General features: G+C 40.9%; 10 protein-coding genes. 8 read left to right on the top strand and 2 right to left on the bottom strand.

Annotation, left to right across the window (positions count from 1 at the left end):
* Positions 1-8: 8 nt before the first annotated feature.
* Positions 9-992, top strand: a complete 984-nt coding sequence (tilS, locus tag IQ237_RS21165; protein ID WP_194058791.1) for a tRNA lysidine(34) synthetase TilS — start codon at positions 9-11, stop codon at positions 990-992.
* A 30-nt stretch (positions 993-1,022) separates the two neighbouring features.
* Here the strand turns inward: tilS and hmpF are convergent, their stop codons facing one another.
* Complete coding sequence (hmpF, locus tag IQ237_RS21170) at positions 1,023-2,783, bottom strand: pilus motility taxis protein HmpF (RefSeq protein ID WP_194058793.1); 1,761 nt, start codon at positions 2,781-2,783, stop codon at positions 1,023-1,025.
* A 382-nt stretch (positions 2,784-3,165) separates the two neighbouring features.
* Between hmpF and IQ237_RS21175 the strand changes: the two genes are divergently transcribed.
* The 5 genes from IQ237_RS21175 to IQ237_RS21195 all read left to right on the top strand — a co-directional run bounded on the left by IQ237_RS21175 (position 3,166) and on the right by IQ237_RS21195 (position 13,503).
* Entirely contained in the window at positions 3,166-4,371 is a 1,206-nt protein-coding gene (locus IQ237_RS21175; RefSeq protein WP_194058795.1) for a response regulator, read from the top strand.
* A 189-nt stretch (positions 4,372-4,560) separates the two neighbouring features.
* The gene (locus tag IQ237_RS21180) at positions 4,561-4,926 is read left to right on the top strand and encodes a response regulator transcription factor (RefSeq protein WP_187040062.1); all 366 of its coding nucleotides are present in this window, start codon (positions 4,561-4,563) and stop codon (positions 4,924-4,926) included.
* A 13-nt stretch (positions 4,927-4,939) separates the two neighbouring features.
* On the top strand, positions 4,940-5,500 hold the full coding sequence (locus IQ237_RS21185) for a chemotaxis protein CheW (RefSeq protein WP_187040061.1): 561 nt from the start codon (positions 4,940-4,942) through the stop codon (positions 5,498-5,500).
* A gap of 16 nt (positions 5,501-5,516) precedes the next feature.
* On the top strand, positions 5,517-8,570 hold the full coding sequence (locus IQ237_RS21190; protein ID WP_194058797.1) for a methyl-accepting chemotaxis protein: 3,054 nt from the start codon (positions 5,517-5,519) through the stop codon (positions 8,568-8,570).
* A gap of 271 nt (positions 8,571-8,841) precedes the next feature.
* Complete coding sequence (locus IQ237_RS21195; RefSeq protein ID WP_194058799.1) at positions 8,842-13,503, top strand: response regulator; 4,662 nt, start codon at positions 8,842-8,844, stop codon at positions 13,501-13,503.
* A 351-nt stretch (positions 13,504-13,854) separates the two neighbouring features.
* On the opposite strand, the gene IQ237_RS21200 is transcribed toward IQ237_RS21195, so the two are convergent.
* Positions 13,855-17,160, bottom strand: coding sequence for a DUF4214 domain-containing protein (locus IQ237_RS21200; protein ID WP_194058801.1), 3,306 nt, complete (start codon positions 17,158-17,160; stop codon positions 13,855-13,857).
* A gap of 540 nt (positions 17,161-17,700) precedes the next feature.
* On the opposite strand from IQ237_RS21200, the gene IQ237_RS21205 reads away from it, so the two are divergent.
* Together IQ237_RS21205 and IQ237_RS21210 are read left to right on the top strand one after the other, a co-directional pair.
* Positions 17,701-17,883, top strand: coding sequence for a MerR family DNA-binding transcriptional regulator (locus tag IQ237_RS21205; RefSeq protein WP_375539909.1), 183 nt, complete (start codon positions 17,701-17,703; stop codon positions 17,881-17,883).
* Between the two features lie 61 nt (positions 17,884-17,944).
* A partial coding sequence (locus tag IQ237_RS21210; RefSeq protein WP_194058733.1) for a helix-turn-helix domain-containing protein occupies positions 17,945-18,107 on the top strand: 163 nt, incomplete at its 3' end.

Consider the following 18,107-nt stretch of genomic DNA (forward strand, 5'->3'; position numbering starts at 1 on the left):
ACAGAAAAATGAGCTTATGGACTCCTCTCCACGCCCAAATACATCGTACTATCCGCGCTCGTCATTTATTTGAGCGTCACCAAAATCTATTAGTCGCAGTTTCCGGTGGTCAAGATTCTTTATGCTTAATTAAATTATTATTAGATTTACAACCTAAATGGGGATGGAATCTAGCTATAGCCCATTGTGATCATCGTTGGCGTTTTGACTCTCCAGCTAATGCTGATCATGTACAAAATTTAGCACAAACTTGGAATCTACCTTTTTATTTAGAAACAGCTATAAATCTTGTTAATAGTGAAGCTACAGCTAGAAATTGGCGTTATCAGGTTTTAACGAATATTGCCCAAACTTATAATTATCAATATATCATTACTGGACACACAGCGAGCGATCGCGCGGAAACTTTACTCTACAACCTCATGCGCGGTACTGGTGCTGACGGTTTACAAGCTTTAACTTGGCAACGTCCACTTACTGACAACATTACCTTAGTACGTCCACTTTTAGAAGTTACTCGCCACCAAACTGAGCAGTTTTGTCAGGATTTTAATTTGCCCATTTGGGAAGATTCCACAAATCAAAATTTACAATATGCCCGTAATCGCATACGTAACGAACTCTTACCATATCTCAAGCAAAATTTCAACCCCCAAGTAGAATCTCACCTAGCACAAACAGCAGAACTATTACAAGCGGAGGTAGAATATCTAGAACAAACAGCCCGTCAATTGCGCTTAGAAGCCTCAGCAAAGGGTGAGAAAGGAGATTTACAACTTAATCGTCATCTTTTAAAAAAACAACCCCTAGCTTTGCAACGTCGGGTGATGCGTCAGGTATTACAGGAAATATTACCTGATGCGCCCAACTTTGAACACATTGAAAAAATCACCGCTTTAATCACAGCACCCAACCGTTCTCAAACTGATCCTTTTCCCGGTGGAGCGATCGCTCAAGTACAAGGTGAGTGGATATGTATCATCAAGAAGTAAGGATGAGTGAGATTTTCATCCTCATCCTTTCTAAGACGCTAACAAATCCAATTGAGGAATCAAACTTTTAATAGTCTGACGCATCTGGGTAATAGTCTGAAGTTGAGAATCACCATTTTCCTGAACATGGTTTATAGATTCAGCAACAGCTTGCAGCTTATCCCGTAAACCATCCAAACAATCCTGAATAGGTTGTAAAGCTTCTTGATAAAGATTGACCTTACCCCAACATTCAGCAGTTGTAGTTTGCAAGTTCAGTAATTGTGCTTCCAGTGATTTAATTTCTTGACGCTGAGACTCTAACTCATGGGTTTGATGTTCTATTTCCCCTTGCTTGCTTTCAATATCAGCACTCAGTTGCTGAATCTCACTTTCTAGCTTTTGCAGTGCTTGGGATTGTTGTTGTCGTTGGGTGTCAATTTGGGCAAGAATTGACTCTAAATTAATTGCATTATCACCAGTGGAATGGGGAACAGACTGTCCTTGTCGTTGCAGTAAAATAGCTTGATGTTGTTTAAAAATTTGCTCCTGTTTTCGTAAATTATGGCGTTGTGGTTTTAAACTTTTATTTAGCATCTGATAGAGGTCTTGTTCTTCAGCGAGTTCTGATGCTAAATTTCTGAGTTCATCTCCAGATGCGTGGCGGATCTTTTTCTCTATTTCTTGTATAGCTTGTTCCTTGTAATTTAATTCTTGTTCCTGGTCTTGAACGAAACTAGAATCTATTGCTAGTTTGTTTTGTAAATCGTGTACAATTTTTTGCAGTTCTTCCAGAGGGAGATGCCGCAAAGCTTCTACATCAACTTGACTTTCCAAAACCATATTCCCAGTCATTGTTAAAAAAGCCTGGGTTTGTTGGTATAAATATTCTTGATTTGACAATTGTGCTTTGAGTATGGCCAGAAAATCTTGTTTACTGTTCAGTTGTGTTTTAGTCAGTTGTAACTGAGTTATTTGTTCCTGCAAATAATTTTGACTTTGTTGGAGTTCAGATTGGCGATCGCTCAAAGTTTGGCAGAGTTGTTCAACTTCCCCTTGTTGTTGTTGAGCCAAATGACGCTGCGACTCTAGTTGTTGCCAATGTGGGTTGAGAGTTGCTTGTTGCTTTTCTACAAGTTCCAAAGCCAAATTCAGGTTTTCCCGCAATATTCCCGTAGAACCAACACCATGAGATAAGCGATTGAATAAATCAGCAATTTGTCGGCTTTGATCCTCATTTAAAATAGTTCCCTGGTGGGAATCTATTTTCATTTCATCAAGACGACGTTGTTCTCCCCGTAAATGCTCCCAAGCACCTTCGAGTTCCTGACGATTGCGTTCAACTTCTGCCCGCAACTTGTCAATTTGCTCACGGGATTTTTCAACTTCCTGCTTGTTTTTTTCTAAGCTTTGTACCTCTTGTTCTAGATTTTGCAGTTGTTCCCACCGCTCTTCCATGTCCATTTCTCGGCGATTTAGCTCTTGTCCTTGAAGTGTTAGTGAATGCTTCCACGAGTCAATTTCATCTTCCTTGAGCTTAAATTTTTCCACTTGACGGGAAAAACTTTGCAAAATGTTTACTAGCGGACGACTGGCTTGCTGAATCCGCTGTACTTGACGATTCGGACTCAGTTCGACCAATACAAGTGCGCCATCATTCAATTTGCTGGCTTCCTCAGCCACAATTGCTTCCTCTGAGACATTACTCCAATTCTGGTCACTACGTTGACAAGCGAGCAGTTTGAGTTCAGTTTTAGAACCGCCACTCAGTAAACCACCTTTCTGCTTTTGTACTTCTGCTAAATACAGCACACCGCTAGTCCTTTTGATGTACTTTACGTCTGTGTTTTGGTATATACCTTAGATTATTCTGTTAGTTTGTCTTGTTTAACCTCAGTTTAGCAGCACAAGACAGATAAAACTATTTATGGCAGTGATATCTCACATATTGAGATATCTTGATATTTGGTACAGCCGGATCGCATATTTTATATCCTGTATACATAATAGTGACTATGACTACCGTGTGAACACTAACTTTGTCAAAACTCGATCAAAAAATGAGCATATTTAGGTTTTCAGAATATTGGTGAGAGACAATCATCTAGCCATTCTACTTGAAACTGGTAAAAGCTGAAGGTGACAATAAATAAAGTAATCTTTCTTGAATGCCAAGGAGGGGGGTTTTAAGTAAATGCAGGGAAATTTAAACGAAATTGATATTTGTAGTATTCTACAACTGATTTCCTTAGGACAAAGAACTGGGCAGTTGTGGGTGGAGGCACACCACAGTTACCAAAGCCACAAACTGAGTAGGGAGGAAACCTTCAAGCACCGTTCTGCAAGAGAGAGTAAGCCACTATCTTGGTTTGTATTTTTTCTAAACGGTCAAATCGTCTACTGTCAAGCTGGTGAAAGTAGTTTAGCCCGGATTGATGATTACCTACGTCATTACCGAGTTGAGCAACGGCTTAACAAAATGCAACTTACCACCTTAGAATCAACAAATTCCCCAGAGTATGCCTACATCTGGGCGCTTTTAGAGCAGAATATCATTAGCCCAAAAGTAGCTAGGAATATTATTTATGGCTTGGTACATGAGACACTGTTTGATCTGTTGAGCTTACACCAAGGCAGTTTCATTTTCGATTTAGGGACAGCACTTGTTCCCCAACTCACCAGTTTAGAAATTACGCCTTTGGTCACAAAAATTACCAAGGAGGTGCAAGAATGGAAACAGTTATATCCACATATTCAATCGCCGGAACAGTTACCGATGCTGGCTGATCTAGCTAAATTAACAGATTCACTACCAGTATCTACAGTGAATAAGTTACAACATTGGGCGGATGGGAAAACATCTATACGCCAATTGGCTCGTTATCTGAATCGTGATATTTTAACTGTTGCCAAGGCAATATATCCCTACGTACAACAGGGGTGGCTACAATTAGTATATTCAGTTTCTTCAGTGCCTGGTGATCAAATACCAAGTTGGGAGAAAGTAGACAACCATAAAGGACGGATAGTATGTATTGAAGATGCGATCGCCATCTGTGAAACTGTAGAGTCAATTTTGAAACCACAAGGATATGAAGCGATTTCCATCACTAAACCTTTAGAAGCCCTCAGCCTGGTTTTTCAACTCCAACCCAATTTAATTCTATGCGACATAGCTATGCCGGAATTGGATGGATACGAAATTTGCGCCATGCTGCGACATTCCACAGCATTTCGATTTGTACCAATTATCATGCTCACTGGCAAAGAAGGATTTATTGATCGTGTCCGAGCGAGAATGGTTGGAGCTACAGATTATTTGACAAAACCATTTGCAGATACGGAATTACTTATGCTTATAGAAAAATATATCAATGTAGATCCCAGTGTGGGAATATAAACCAAGACAAGACTTGTGGATTTGCTCAAAGATAGGGTCAAAAATGTTATTACATAATCAGCTAACTCCAGTAAAATGACTTTGTAAATTAGTTAAACAATAGACTTAATTTATACACTTATTAACTGGGAAGAGAATTGGAGAACATTCCAGAACCGAAAGTCTGACATAGGAGGTAGATAGGTATTTATGAGTACAGTTCTGATTGTCGAAGACAGCATCGCCCAAAGGGAGATGATCACAGATCTCCTCAAAGCTAGTGGCTTAACTGTCACCCATGCGGGAGACGGAGTAGAAGCTTTAGAAGCCATTCAAAGCACACCTCCCGATTTAGTAGTTTTGGATATTGTCATGCCCCGTATGAATGGCTACGAACTTTGTCGGCGGTTAAAATCCGATCCCAAAACCCAAAATGTCCCCGTAGTCATGTGTTCTTCCAAAGGAGAAGAATTTGATCGCTACTGGGGAATGAGACAAGGAGCAGACGCTTATATAGCCAAACCGTTTCAACCAACTGAGTTGGTAGGAACAGTCAAACAATTGCTGCGAGGATAAGGATGATAACAAAATGGTCAGCAAACCAGACTTTTTAAGTGGCAGCGGTCCAGACCAATTTAGCCCAGAATTACAACTAGAAAGTCCTGATAGCGTTAACGTGGCACAAGCCATAGACCCAAAAGGCGAGTTACATTTAAGATTTTATATTCCTTCACAACAGGAGTTTGCATTACCGGCAACTGGGATCAGGGAAGTCATCGAACTCAGTCCTGATCGGATCACCCCGATTCCTAATGCTTCTCCACTGCTTTTGGGTACTCTAAATTTACGAGGTCGATTAATTTGGGTAGCAGATTTAGGTCAATTTCTGGGAGATGCCACTCCATTAAACACGGATAGGTCAGAGATACCAGTAATTGCTATTGAAGATCAAGACACAATAGTAGGCTTAGGAGTAGAACAAATATGTGGTATGGGTTGGCTTGATGTACAGTATCTAATGCCAGCCAATAATGTACCAGATACGATGGCTCCTTTTCTCAGGGGAGAATGGATAGATACTGAAAATAATAAGTATCTAAGATTGATTGATCAAACAGCAATTTTGCGGAGTGCTAGGTGGGCAGGTTGAAGTCGGGAGGGAGGATATGGCAGCAAATATAGATGATCGTAATTCAAAATATCAGCAGGCACTAACAGCCTATACAGAAGGAAATTATGAATTCGCCGCTAGTTTAATAGACCAAGCGGTGCATAGTTCACCAGATGAACCCAATTCTCATCTGTTGCGGGGTCACATTTACTATGTTTTGCAGCAGTTCGACATTGCCCAAGCAGAATATGAGCAGGTGTTCTATTTGACAGATGATCAAGAAATTTTAGGTTCTGCAAATAATTACCTAGAAAGTATTAAACAATACTTTGAAGCCTTTGGTGAAGATGAATCCACCGTCGAGACTAATCAACAGAGAAATCATCTGGAGTCTAATGGTCTGGTAATGGATGAAGCAGATTTACTAGATTTAGGAGTTATGAGAGACTTGGATAACGCCAACTTTGATTTGAAATCGTTTGGTGACTATGAAGCATCTCAAGACTCTCTTGAAGATATGTCTTTGAGTAATCCTTTTACAAGTGATTTAGATAGTATTGATCTGGACAAGCTACCAGATAACTCAATAGATTTCGGTCATGATCCTTTTGCATTGGATCAACCATTTTCAGAGTTAGGAGCAACCAGCAATGATGCTGAAGTATTAGAAAATTCGGAGTTGCCACTAACTTTAGATCAACCATTTTCAGAGTTAGGAGCAACCAGCAATGATACTGAAGCATCAAAAGATTTAGAGTTACCTCCTTTTTGGCAAGAAGGTATTTCATCTGAAGAAAATATTGGAATATCAGGAGAAAATAGTTATTTCACTGATCTGGATGCAAATTCAGAACAGGAAATTTCACTAACCAGTGAAAATCAGATTAATTCACCATTTAATTCACCATTTTTGGGAAAAATTAATTTATCAACTGACAATAATTGGGAAAGTGCGCCTGAATTAATGCTGGAACAAGATTCACCAGACTTTGAAGATATGAAACTGGAGAATTTGAAAGTTGCCAACAATAGTCAGGAAAATATTAATGTAGTCATTGAAGAACATGAAATCAATAATCATGTAAATAGACATGATTTGCCAGACAGTAGTGCCAATACATTTTGGAACCGACCAGATCATTTGAGAGAAAAAAAATCAGAAGAATTTGAAACTGAACTTGACAGAAGTACCCAAATTTCATCATCTGTGAACAACAATTTTGCCGATGATGAGCAAGGTATAAATTTGGATACAAAATATCATGCAGATGAATTTGATGATGATCATTTCGATTTAGAGGCATTTGAGTCTGCCTTTGGTTCAGAAAGCTTTACCACCGATGAAGAAGAGAATCCCAATGTGCAAGGAGAAAATTCCCCAAAAAATATGGAATTTCTGGGCGATTTTGACGAATTTGATGATTTAGGCAGTATTCCCAGTTTTAACCTCACAGGAGAATCTGAGTATCGAGAAATGAGTGTGTCATCACAAACAAGAGAAAGGTCAAATACTGCTAACAGTAGTTTTTCTCAAGATTTCTCCATGAATTCAGTTGATGATGACGATATTGACAGAAATGAAGAACTATTCACAATTACAGGAGCGCAAGAAGCAGTTCCTGTCTTTACCCAACCAGAAGTTTCTAAACTAGAACCTAATGTCAGTGTTGAACAGGGTCTATTCGGATTTTTTGAAAATGCCTCTTTAGATAAAAAGCAATGGTATATCGCTGGTACAGTGGGTTTGACATCCGCAGTAGTAGCAGCTTTGGTCAGTTTTGGAGCTACCACATTTTCTCCACCGAACCAACGGGAGTCAGTGCGAAATACAGGCTGGGCAATGGCTTTAGCCGCAGGACTCGCAGGTGGGATGACAGCTGGTTTCATGGGAAATCTGACACTCAAACAAATTCGCCGCACAACCAAAGATTTGCAAGCTCAGTTTGATGCTATGCGAGAAGGTAATCTCAATGCTCAGGCTACCGTCTACTCAGAAGATGAACTAGGGTATCTAGCTACCAGCTTTAATGATATGGCACGGGTAATTTTCATGACCACCAATGAAGCCCAGCGGAAAGCGGCGGAACAGGAAGAAGCCAAAGAAAACTTGCAACGCCAAGTAATTCGTCTCTTAGATGATGTGGAAGGGGCTGCAAGAGGAGATTTGACAGTTCAAGCCGAGGTGACAGCCGATGTCTTGGGAGCAGTAGCTGATGCCTTTAACCTGACAATTCAAAACCTGCGGGATATTGTTCAACAGGTAAAAATGGCAGCGAGGGAAGTAACCAAAGGCTCAACCAACTCAGAAACTTTTGCTAGAGCCTTATCAGGGGATGCTTTGCGGCAAGCAGAAGAGTTGGCTGTCACCCTTAATTCCGTACAGGTCATGACCGAATCTATTAAACGGGTAGCAGATGCCGCCAAAGAAGCAGAAGTTGTAGCCCGTGATGCCAGCGTGATCGCAGTGAAGGGGGGAGAGGCGGTAGAAAATACCGTAGCGGGGATTTTGGAAATTCGGGAAACAGTGGCAGAAACTACGCGAAAAGTGAAACGGTTGGCGGAATCTTCGCAAGAAATTAACTCTATCGTTGCCTTGGTTTCCCAGATTGCTTCTCGCACTAACCTATTAGCACTTAACGCCAGTATTGAGGCTGCCAGAGCCGGAGAAGCCGGACGGGGGTTTGCAATTGTTGCCGATGAAGTGCGGCAGTTAGCAGACAAATCCGCCAAGTCTTTGAAAGAAATTGAACAAATCGTCATGCAAATCCAGAGCGATACAGGCTCTGTAATGACAGCGATGGAAGAAGGTACACAACAGGTAATTCAAGGGACAAAACTGGCAGAAGAAGCCAAGCGATCGCTAGAAGACATTATCGAAGTAGCTGGTCATATCGACAGTCTGGTGCGCTCAATTACATCTGATACCGTAGAACAGACGGAAACTTCTCTGGCTGTGGCTCAGGTGATGCAATCAGTGGAACTCACAGCCCAGGAAACGTCCCAAGAAGCACAACGAGTTTCAGGAGCATTACAACACTTGGTGGGAGTATCCCGCGACTTGATCGCTTCTGTGGAAAGCTTCCGAGTGGAAACTATTGAATCTAGGTAAAGGGAGTGTTTAATTTTGGATTTGAGATTTTTTCATTCAAGATCCCAAATCCCAAATCCCAAATCCCAAATCCCAAATTCAGCCTTATTCCTGCATTAATGGTCAGAATTCAGAATACAAAATACAGAATAAATACAGCAGATTGCAGATCCATTAGGTACAGAATCTAAATTGAAACCTATACACTAAGCTAGTTTTACTCCTGACTCCTGACTCCTGACTCCTGAATTCTTCTCATTAATCGTTCATCCTTTATTCTTCATCCTTGTTTATGCAGCTGGAACAACAACAACGGATATTGGGTTACTTCATCGAAGAGGCCAGAGACCACCTGAACACCATTGAACAGGGGTTACTGAACCTACAAGAAACCCTTAATGACCCAGAAATGATCAACGAAGTCTTCCGCGCTGCTCACTCCATTAAAGGAGGAGCGGCTATGCTGGGATTGACCAGTATTCAGCATACGTCTCACAGGCTGGAAGATAGTTTTAAAGTTCTTAAAGAGCAACGAGTTGAGATTGACCAAAAACTAGAGTCTTTGTTTCTGAGTATTTCTGATACTTTAAAAGCTTTGTTGGATAATTTGGGTAGTCCCTTTGGTTTGTCAGAGGAAACAGCAAATACTTTGATGACGGCAACTGAACCGCTGTTTGCAGAACTAAATCAGCATCTAGAAAAACTTTTACAATCAGGACATATTAACACCCCCATTGCTGTATCTGCACCGACACCACCACCAAAACAAGATGTTGTACCTCCAGCAAGTTCCCAAAAACCGCCGGTAGTCAGCCAAAATAATTGGTCAGATTTTCAAAATCACGTCCTACAATCCCTACGGGAAATGCTGCAACTTTTTAAACAAAGCAGTACACCTTCATCTAGGGAAAAATTACAGTCATGCTGTCAGCAATTATTTAAACTTGGTGAAAAATTTAATTTGCCTAATTGGTCTAAATTGTGTCAATCTGCCAATAATGCGATCGCCAATCCTGATAATAGCTATCTCACTTTAGCCAAAATTATTATTACCGAAATCAAACAAGCTCAAGAATTAGTTATTCACGGTAAAGAAGCAGAAATAACCATTGGTCAAGAATTAGAAGCACTGGAGCTAATTCCAGAACTGGAGTTGTTAGAACTAAATTGGGCAGAGGAACAACCACAGTCAATTACAGATGCTAACGATACACTAGAAATACAAGAATTACATACAGATAATGTACTGGATAGCAGCGCAATTGTTGAACCAATAGAAGAATTTGACATAGCAGCAGATACAAGCATTCAAGACTTTGATAGTTTGCCAGAAATCGCTAGGGATGACACAGATGTAAATGCTTTTAGTCTCAATTCCTTGTTCACTGAAAATGACGACGAAATACTCAAATTCAGTGGTGATATTACTAACTTAAATGAACTAGAAGTAGGCATTGCTGAGTTCAATACTCTAGAAGATTTATTTCAAGGTGAGTCTGCCGATTTTGAAAGATGGGAACAAGAACAAATACCAGACACTACCATCAATCAATTAAGAACTGGTGATACTCATGTTGAAAATAGTGATCACGATTTAGCTGAGTTACTGTCATGGGATAATAATATCAGCAGTGAAGAAATACAAAGTCCTGTCAACAATCTTGCAGAAGACCTGATACTATTCGACGAAACCTTTTTGGATGCAGAAAATTCAGAACTGCAAAATCAAACCACCACTGCTAAAACTCCACCAAATAGGGAACTACCAACTACTGATATTGATTTCAATTTAGAATTATTCCTACCTGATATTACTGAAGACTTGACTGTTAGTTCTCGATCTGCACCCGCAACTTCTGAACCAACTGCACCAACTGCACCAACAATTATCAATACAGAAGCAGAAATTTCTGCCGCTGCACCTGAATATGATCTTAATAGCTTCTGGACAGAAATGGATTCAGAACCAGCACAGTTAAATGCTGCTGAATTAGAACAGGATGTGGCTAAGGAATTAGAAGAAAGTTTATTTGCAGGTTTTGGGGAAACTGTAGCTGATAGTCAGCAGTCATCTAACCTCAACTTTTATTTAGCAGACTTTGATTTTACTGAAAACCAACAACAAGAGATAGGAGATTCCTGGTTGACATCTGGTGGAGATGATTTATTTGCTGATTTAGCAAATTCTCCTTCCACTTCTCCCACAGCAAATAATAATCAGGTGTTATTGCCGGAAATTGATAGCTTCTCCCAACAACCAGCAGCAATGAATTTGATAGCAGAATTTACCGTTCCATCTGCTCAGACAAATGCTGATTTGGAATTGGATATAGAATTGGATATATTTGCTGGTTTTGATGACAACAGTAATGAGGATGTATCACTTTCCTGGGAGAAGATCACAGTAATTGAGTCAATTGAAGATCACCAGGAAACCACAAAGACAGCGATCAATGATCGCCATCTTAGTCAGGAAAAACAGCCAGAGGTATTAGAGCAGGATATAAGTGAAAATCTGGGGATAGATATTGATCTTTCCTTTGATCTTTCCTTAGATGTTGATTTACCAGAATTGGCTTTAGAACAAGAAGAAATTACAACAGATTTATTTGCTCAAACGCCTCTAACGCTACCTCTAACACTAGAAGCAGCAAATTCTCAACTATTAAAGTTAGAAACCACAACCACAAATACTTCAGAAAATGGAGTAGATGAATTTGCAGAGTTAGAAGCATTACTTGATGAAGAAGAATTAGAAATACCCAATCCAAACTCCATTCCAGACGCAGATTTTGCGGCTTTAGAAGCATTACTGGGTACAGATAATGCTCCAGCAACAGAGATACCACAAACGCCAGCAAAACCGAGTCCACCTGTGGCTGCAAAAGCTAAAAATATAGCTGTGTCTTCAGACATACCAGATGAATTTAAAGACTTGGAGGAATTACTTCAAGAAGCAGATCAAACAATTAACTCATCAGGAAGAGGGATAAACTCAAATACTAGCAAAGTGCCACGTCCGGCTACTCGTCGTGTTCGAGAAGAAAGCATGAAAATTCCAGTCAAGCAACTGGATGAAATGAGCAACTTAGTTGGGGAGTTGGTGGTTAATCGCAATACCTTAGAACAGGATCATGAGCGTCTGCGACAATCATTAGATAACTTATTGATTCAAATTCAACATCTTTCCGATGTCGGCGCAAGGATGCAAGAATTATACGAGCGATCGCTCTTGGAAGCTTCACTATTGAAGAGTCGCCGAGCCAGAGAAAAAGGTTACAACAGTTCCAATGATCGGGGTTTTGCCTCCGAAGAAATGGACGAGTTTACCGAATTTCACCTACTTGCTCAAGAAACCATAGAATACATTGTGAGAGTTCGGGAGTCAGCCAGCGACATTGACTTTGTTACCGAAGAAACTGAACGAGTAGCACGACAGTTCCGCCAAGTCACCAGCCAACTACAAGAAGGAATAACTAAAGCGCGAATGGTGCCTTTTGCTCAATCTGTTGATCGGTTGCGTCGAGGGGTGCGGGATAACGGCATCAAATATGGAAAACAAGTAGAACTGATGACAGAAGGGGTAGATACATTAGTTGACAAGATGATTTTGGATCATCTGACAGATCCCCTCACCCATATGCTCAATAATGCGATCTCTCACGGTATTGAAACTCCAGAAGTTCGCACAGCTGCGGGTAAATCACCTGTGGGAACAATCAAGATCCGCGCTTTCCACCAAGGTAATCAAACTGTAATTGCTGTCAGTGATGACGGTGCCGGTATTGATCACGAAAAGGTAAAACAGAAGGCACTGCAAAAAGGTGTGATTACACCAGAAGAAGCAAAAACCATATCTCGCCAAGAAGCTTATGAACTTTTGTTTCTGCCCAATTTCAGCACAGCCGATCAAGTTGATGATATCAAAGGTCGGGGTGTGGGTATGAACGTAGTTCAAACTGATATTAACGAAATTCGTGGTAATGTCACCACTGATTCGGTACTAGGTAAAGGAACTACCTTTACTATTCGCCTACCACTCACCCTGAGTATTTGTAAAGCTCTCTGCTGTATTTCCAACAAGTCAAGAATTGCTTTCCCAATGGATGGTGTGGAAGACACAATAGATATACCCGTTACAGATGTTCAGAAAGATGCGGATGGACAATCATTTATTTGGTGGCGGGAAACAGTCCTACCCTTCCGAACTTTACAGGAAATTTTGGTTTTCAATCGTCATATTGCTCGCGGTAATGTCTATAGCAACACGCGAGAAGATGACACAATTTCTGTGGTTGTTTTGCGCTCAGGTAATACAATGGTCGCTATCCAGATTGACCAAGTGTTGGGCGAACAGGAAATTGTCATTAAGCAATTTGAAGGACCAGCACCTAAACCCAGTGGTGTGGCTGGTGCTACAGTTCTCGGTGATGGTCGCATTATGCCCATTGCCGACGTTTTAGAAATTATTGACATCTTCCAAGGTAAGATGTCTAAACAAATTGGTGGTGGCTCTTGGCAACGAAGAACGGCTCCTCCTGTAGATAACGCTCCAGAGGTGAAGATTGATCCGACAGTGTTAATTGTCGATGACTCTATTACCGTCCGGGAATTACTTTCTCTCACCTTTACCAAAGCTGGTTATCGTGTTGAACAAGCCCGTGATGGTCAAGAAGCTTGGGATAAGCTGCGTTCTGGTTTACCTTGCGATATCGTCTTCTGTGACATTGAAATGCCCCGCTGTGACGGTTTGGAATTGCTCTCACGTATTCAAAAAGACGATACTTTGAATCACTTACCTATAGCTATGCTGACTTCACGCGGTGCAGACAAACACAAACAAATGGCTGTTCAACTCGGTGCTAGTGGTTACTTTACTAAACCCTATTTAGAAGAAGCACTATTAGAAGCCGCTACTCGGATGCTCAAAGGCGAGAAGTTAGTAACGGCTTAGGTGGTGAATGGGAACTGGGAAAGTCAGGAGTCAGTAGGGGCAATCCCCCCCTCACAGGGCTATCCATTATAAACATCTTTCTTAACAATCTTAAAACCTATACTTGGTAAAGGTTTCAAGACTTTTGAATTTACCTGATCTTGACAAAATGTACCTCATATTTATTGATAAAAACCTCATTTTATTGAGAATCAGCAACGGAGGATTAAGGGTTGGGGGTCTGCAAGCGATCGCTCTCACGAATGTTAAGAAAGATCCCGGTAATGGATAGCTCACAGGGGACAGATTAAAAAAGGGCATAAGTTGATTATGCCCTAGAAAAACTTATGAAAAAGGTATGTTCCTATTCATCTACACAGCAAGAGTGAAATCTGCTGTAGTTAGAGCAACGTTACCAGTGAGTTGAATGAATAAATCATCTGTGAGATCAGGTGTTGCATTAGTAGCAAGGATGAAAGTGTTAGCTCCGAAGCTAAAGTAACCAAACCTATCAGCACCTATGAGAGTGGCTGCATTATTTGCAGCATCCGCCAAATTCGCACCCGCAGGGACAACTTGTCCTGCAAAGTCAGTTGCAGTAAAGTTTAATGCACTCAGGTTAATCCGTTCTCCTACTCCAGAGCCAAAGTCGGTAATAGTATCAAAAGTTTGTCTGTTAGAATCAGCAGCAGATGTATAAATGAAGGTGTCATTACCAAGCCCACCTGTTAAACTATCGGCACCAAGCCCACCCGTTAGTGTGTCATTACCAGCACCACCTGTTAAGGTGTCATTACCAGCACCACCTGTTAAGTTGTTATTACCAGCACCACCTGTTAAGATGTCATCACCAGCGCCACCTGTTAAGGTGTCATTACCAGCGCCACCTATTAAGGTGTCATTAAGAGCAGTACCAGTAACTGTTAACTGTCCAGTATAAGCACCTCCACCAACACCAGACCCATTAATTGTGATACCTTGGCGAGCATTTTCTGGCAGTGTGGGGGCTGCTATGATCAGGTTCCTGTCCTGATTTCCCAATGGATCTGGCGCCGTTGTTGATCCGATAACATTGATAATTAACCCCTCGTTACCATATTCTAGGGTATCAATTCGGTTGGGAGTGGTGCTTACACTGGTATTACCAGCCCGGTCAGAGACTAAAGTCAGAGTTGGGATGTTTTGATCTAAGGTTAAGTTAACCCGTTGCTGTGCTCCTTCAAGGGTTAATCTCCCTGTATTATCTAAGCTAATTCGATCATTTTGATCAGCACCTCGGAGGGTAACACTACCTGCTGGAGCTGTTGGAGTTACAAATTCAAAGCGGTTAATACCAGTGATTTGCCCAGCATCTGCGGTCAATGTAGTTCCATTCAAGCGCAGGATTTCAATACCTTGAGCACGGTTATTGATGACAGCAACATTAGTGGGTAGTTGAGCATTAAATGTAGCTGTCAAATCAGCCGCAATGGTAGCGTCTAAAAGTTCTAAGGTATCATTTCCGTTGCCACCTTGGAAAGTTCCGTTGCGCCCAAAGAATCGCACTGCATTGAATATGAATGTGTCATCTAAGGCAGTACCAGTGGCATTCAAGTCCGCAGTGAAGTTTCTAGCATTAATAGTAACACCGGTTGCAGCATCTTCTGGAAGCTCAATTCCCCCGATGGTTAAAGCTCTCTCTTGAGTTCCCAGAGCATCATTCCCTGTTGGAGTTGGATTAACGTTAATTCTTAATCCATCAACATCAGATACTAGTCTGGTAATAACATTTCTACCGGCAACAGTAGCATTATTAAATCTGTCAGAGGTTAAATTCAGAGTTGCAGGTGAATTTTCTAAGGTCAAATCAACACTTGCTTGTGCTGCTCCTTGGAGGTTTAATGCCCCTGTACCATCTAAGGTGAACCTATCATTAGCAGCAGCATTGCTGAGGTTAACCGTGTTAGCGGCAAACTCATATCTGTTAACAGCAGTAATTCTGCTAGCATCCACTGTAATATTAGGTACGTTACCACCCGGATTTCCTTGCAAGCGCAAGATTTCAATACTCTGAGCCGCGTTAACAGCATTGAGTAAAGGAGCGTTGGTGTTGTTCATAACAACAGCAGCATTACTTCTCAATACTAATGTATCTGTACCATTACCACCACTAACTCTGTCCTGAGTATCAAAGTTGGCAAGTACAAACCCTACAGTGTCATCACCGGAACTACCTGTGAAGTTAACCCTACCGTTATTAAAGGTTAATTCTACACCGCCACTGTTAGCTGAGGCATTAACAGTTGTCTGTGCAGTGGGGTTTAAAGTAATTGGGGTGGTAACTTCTAGCCTTGCATCCCCGCTAATATTGATGTTTCTGACGGGTATATCTGCTGGGTTTGCATCGTTTGGTAGTCTTCCACCATTAATTGTGTTTACCCCATTCTCAAATTCACTTGACGACCTCAGGTTAACAGTCTCGACCCGATTACCTTCTATTGTCAGGTTTGCTGAAAAATCAGTCATGGAAACAGCCGCAACCGTTCCATTACCAAAGTTACCAGTGATAGGACCAGTGGTGACATTATCAATACCAAGTTCAACATCCCGCAGTCCGGCGACGGTCAAAGCACCAAAACCCGGATTAAACTTGACAGTAACTCTTTCTAGACCTGAACCAGCCAGAGGGCTAAAATCAACATTTAATAGTCCTTGAGCGTTGATTAATTCAACGTTTTCAACACCTCGGAGAGTGGGCAAAACGTTATTAGCGTTATAATACTTGAAAGTGTCTGTACCACCAGGTCCACCATCAATCCTATCCCCTACTTGAACAGTGGCGAAAAATTGGTTCCCATTGTCCCCAATGAACACGTCATTACCACTAGTACCTAGAAGATTTTCATTAGGGCTGGTGGTCAGGGTAAAGGGTGTTTGGAAGTTATCAGTCTGATCTTGAGCAACGGCTACCTTATTATTCAAAACCTCCCGATCTCGACTATCGGGAGCAGCAGCCTCTAATATTTCTAGAACAACTTGCGCTCTGGAGGAATTGTTGATTCTTTCAACCCAAAAATTCCTACCTCCCTCGTCTGCAACGCGTCCGAAAGCATTACTGTAGAGCAACTCCACAAATTCACGGTTAATCAAACCGGTATATCTTTGCTGCGCTTCTTCTGAACCGATAATACTGGCGGTGATATCGGCAATAGATATACCTTCATTCAGCTGAGAAACCCAAAAAGCCTGACCCCCTGCATCTGCGGCTCTACCCAGCAATGTCACATAAAGGGATTGCACAAGTAAGCGATGGGTATCATTCTTAGCAGTCTCAACTCGACGATTTAAAACTTCTCTATCAGCAGATGCTGCTGAAGCAATAATATCACGGACTACTTGAGCTCGTGTATCTACGGTGGGTGATGCGCCTAACCTACCGACCCAAAAAGCTTTACCACCTGAATCTGCTACCCGACCAAAGGCGTTGCTGTAGATAAACTCAATAAATTCACCAGGGGTAAAACTAGCAATTCTTGCTTGTACTGCTGGTGAATTAGTCAGTTCTGTGGCAAAGGTTGTGAGAGAAGATAGACCGAGATTTAACCGCCTCGTCCAAAATGCAAAAGCTTCTGGTTCTGCGGCTCTACCAAGGAGGGCAACATACAGGCGCTGGACGTTATTGATATTTTCGACTGTCATAATTTTGGATTTTCACTCCTTTAAAGTTGGATAAAACGCAACATCACACCGATAAAAAAAAGATAGTTTTATGTAACTTGCGCTACATACAGCTTATGTGGTTATAAAATTTATACTCCGTTAAACAACGCCAAAGCATTGTTTGGCAAAAAGTATAATATGATGCCATGCACTATAATGTGACATTTTCCTTTTTTTTGTCATCCATCTAAAGATAGATATTCAAATTTATATTTGCTCTTGTCATCTATCTTTAGATGTATATTGATTAAATACTCGTGTTCAGATGCCTATGTCCATGGATCGGGATTCAAAATCCCCGAAACCTAGGTAAAATATAGATATCAGATATTAATGTTTTTCTTAGGAAAGGGGTAAAATTTTATTTTTTGTCATGTATCATCTATCTCTAGATAGATTTTTTAATACTCCTAGCCATAATTTACCCCATGAAAAAATGAAAATCTCTCTTGAATACCTCTAGAGCTTGTCCTAAGTTGACAATTTAATAAACAAACCTGTACACTCATAGACAAAACTATGAGTGACTTTATGTTTAAACCTCATGAATTTGCTAAAAAAATCGGAGTTTCAGTCAAGACATTGCAAAGATGGGATGTTGAAGGAAGACTTCCAGCCAAAAGAACATTGTCGGGGCATCGTTTTTATACTGAAGATGATTTACTGATTACCCAGGGATTAAAACCTGTAGACTCAAATTGACAAACCTGTACAAGATATGTCAGTTTTAGACAGCAAAGAAATACAGTGTTGAGGTCGAGCAATGCTTTTATCTATCAAAACAAAACTCAAGTTAAACAAAACCCAGGAAATATTAATGGCTAAACACGCTGGTATAGCAAGGTTTACCTATAATTGGGGTTTAGCTACTTGGCAGGATTTGTATAAAGATGGATTAAAGCCAAACAAATATATCCTCAAAAAAT

The sequence above is a fragment of the Sphaerospermopsis sp. LEGE 08334 genome (assembly GCF_015207205.1).
Classification (GTDB): domain Bacteria; phylum Cyanobacteriota; class Cyanobacteriia; order Cyanobacteriales; family Nostocaceae; genus Sphaerospermopsis.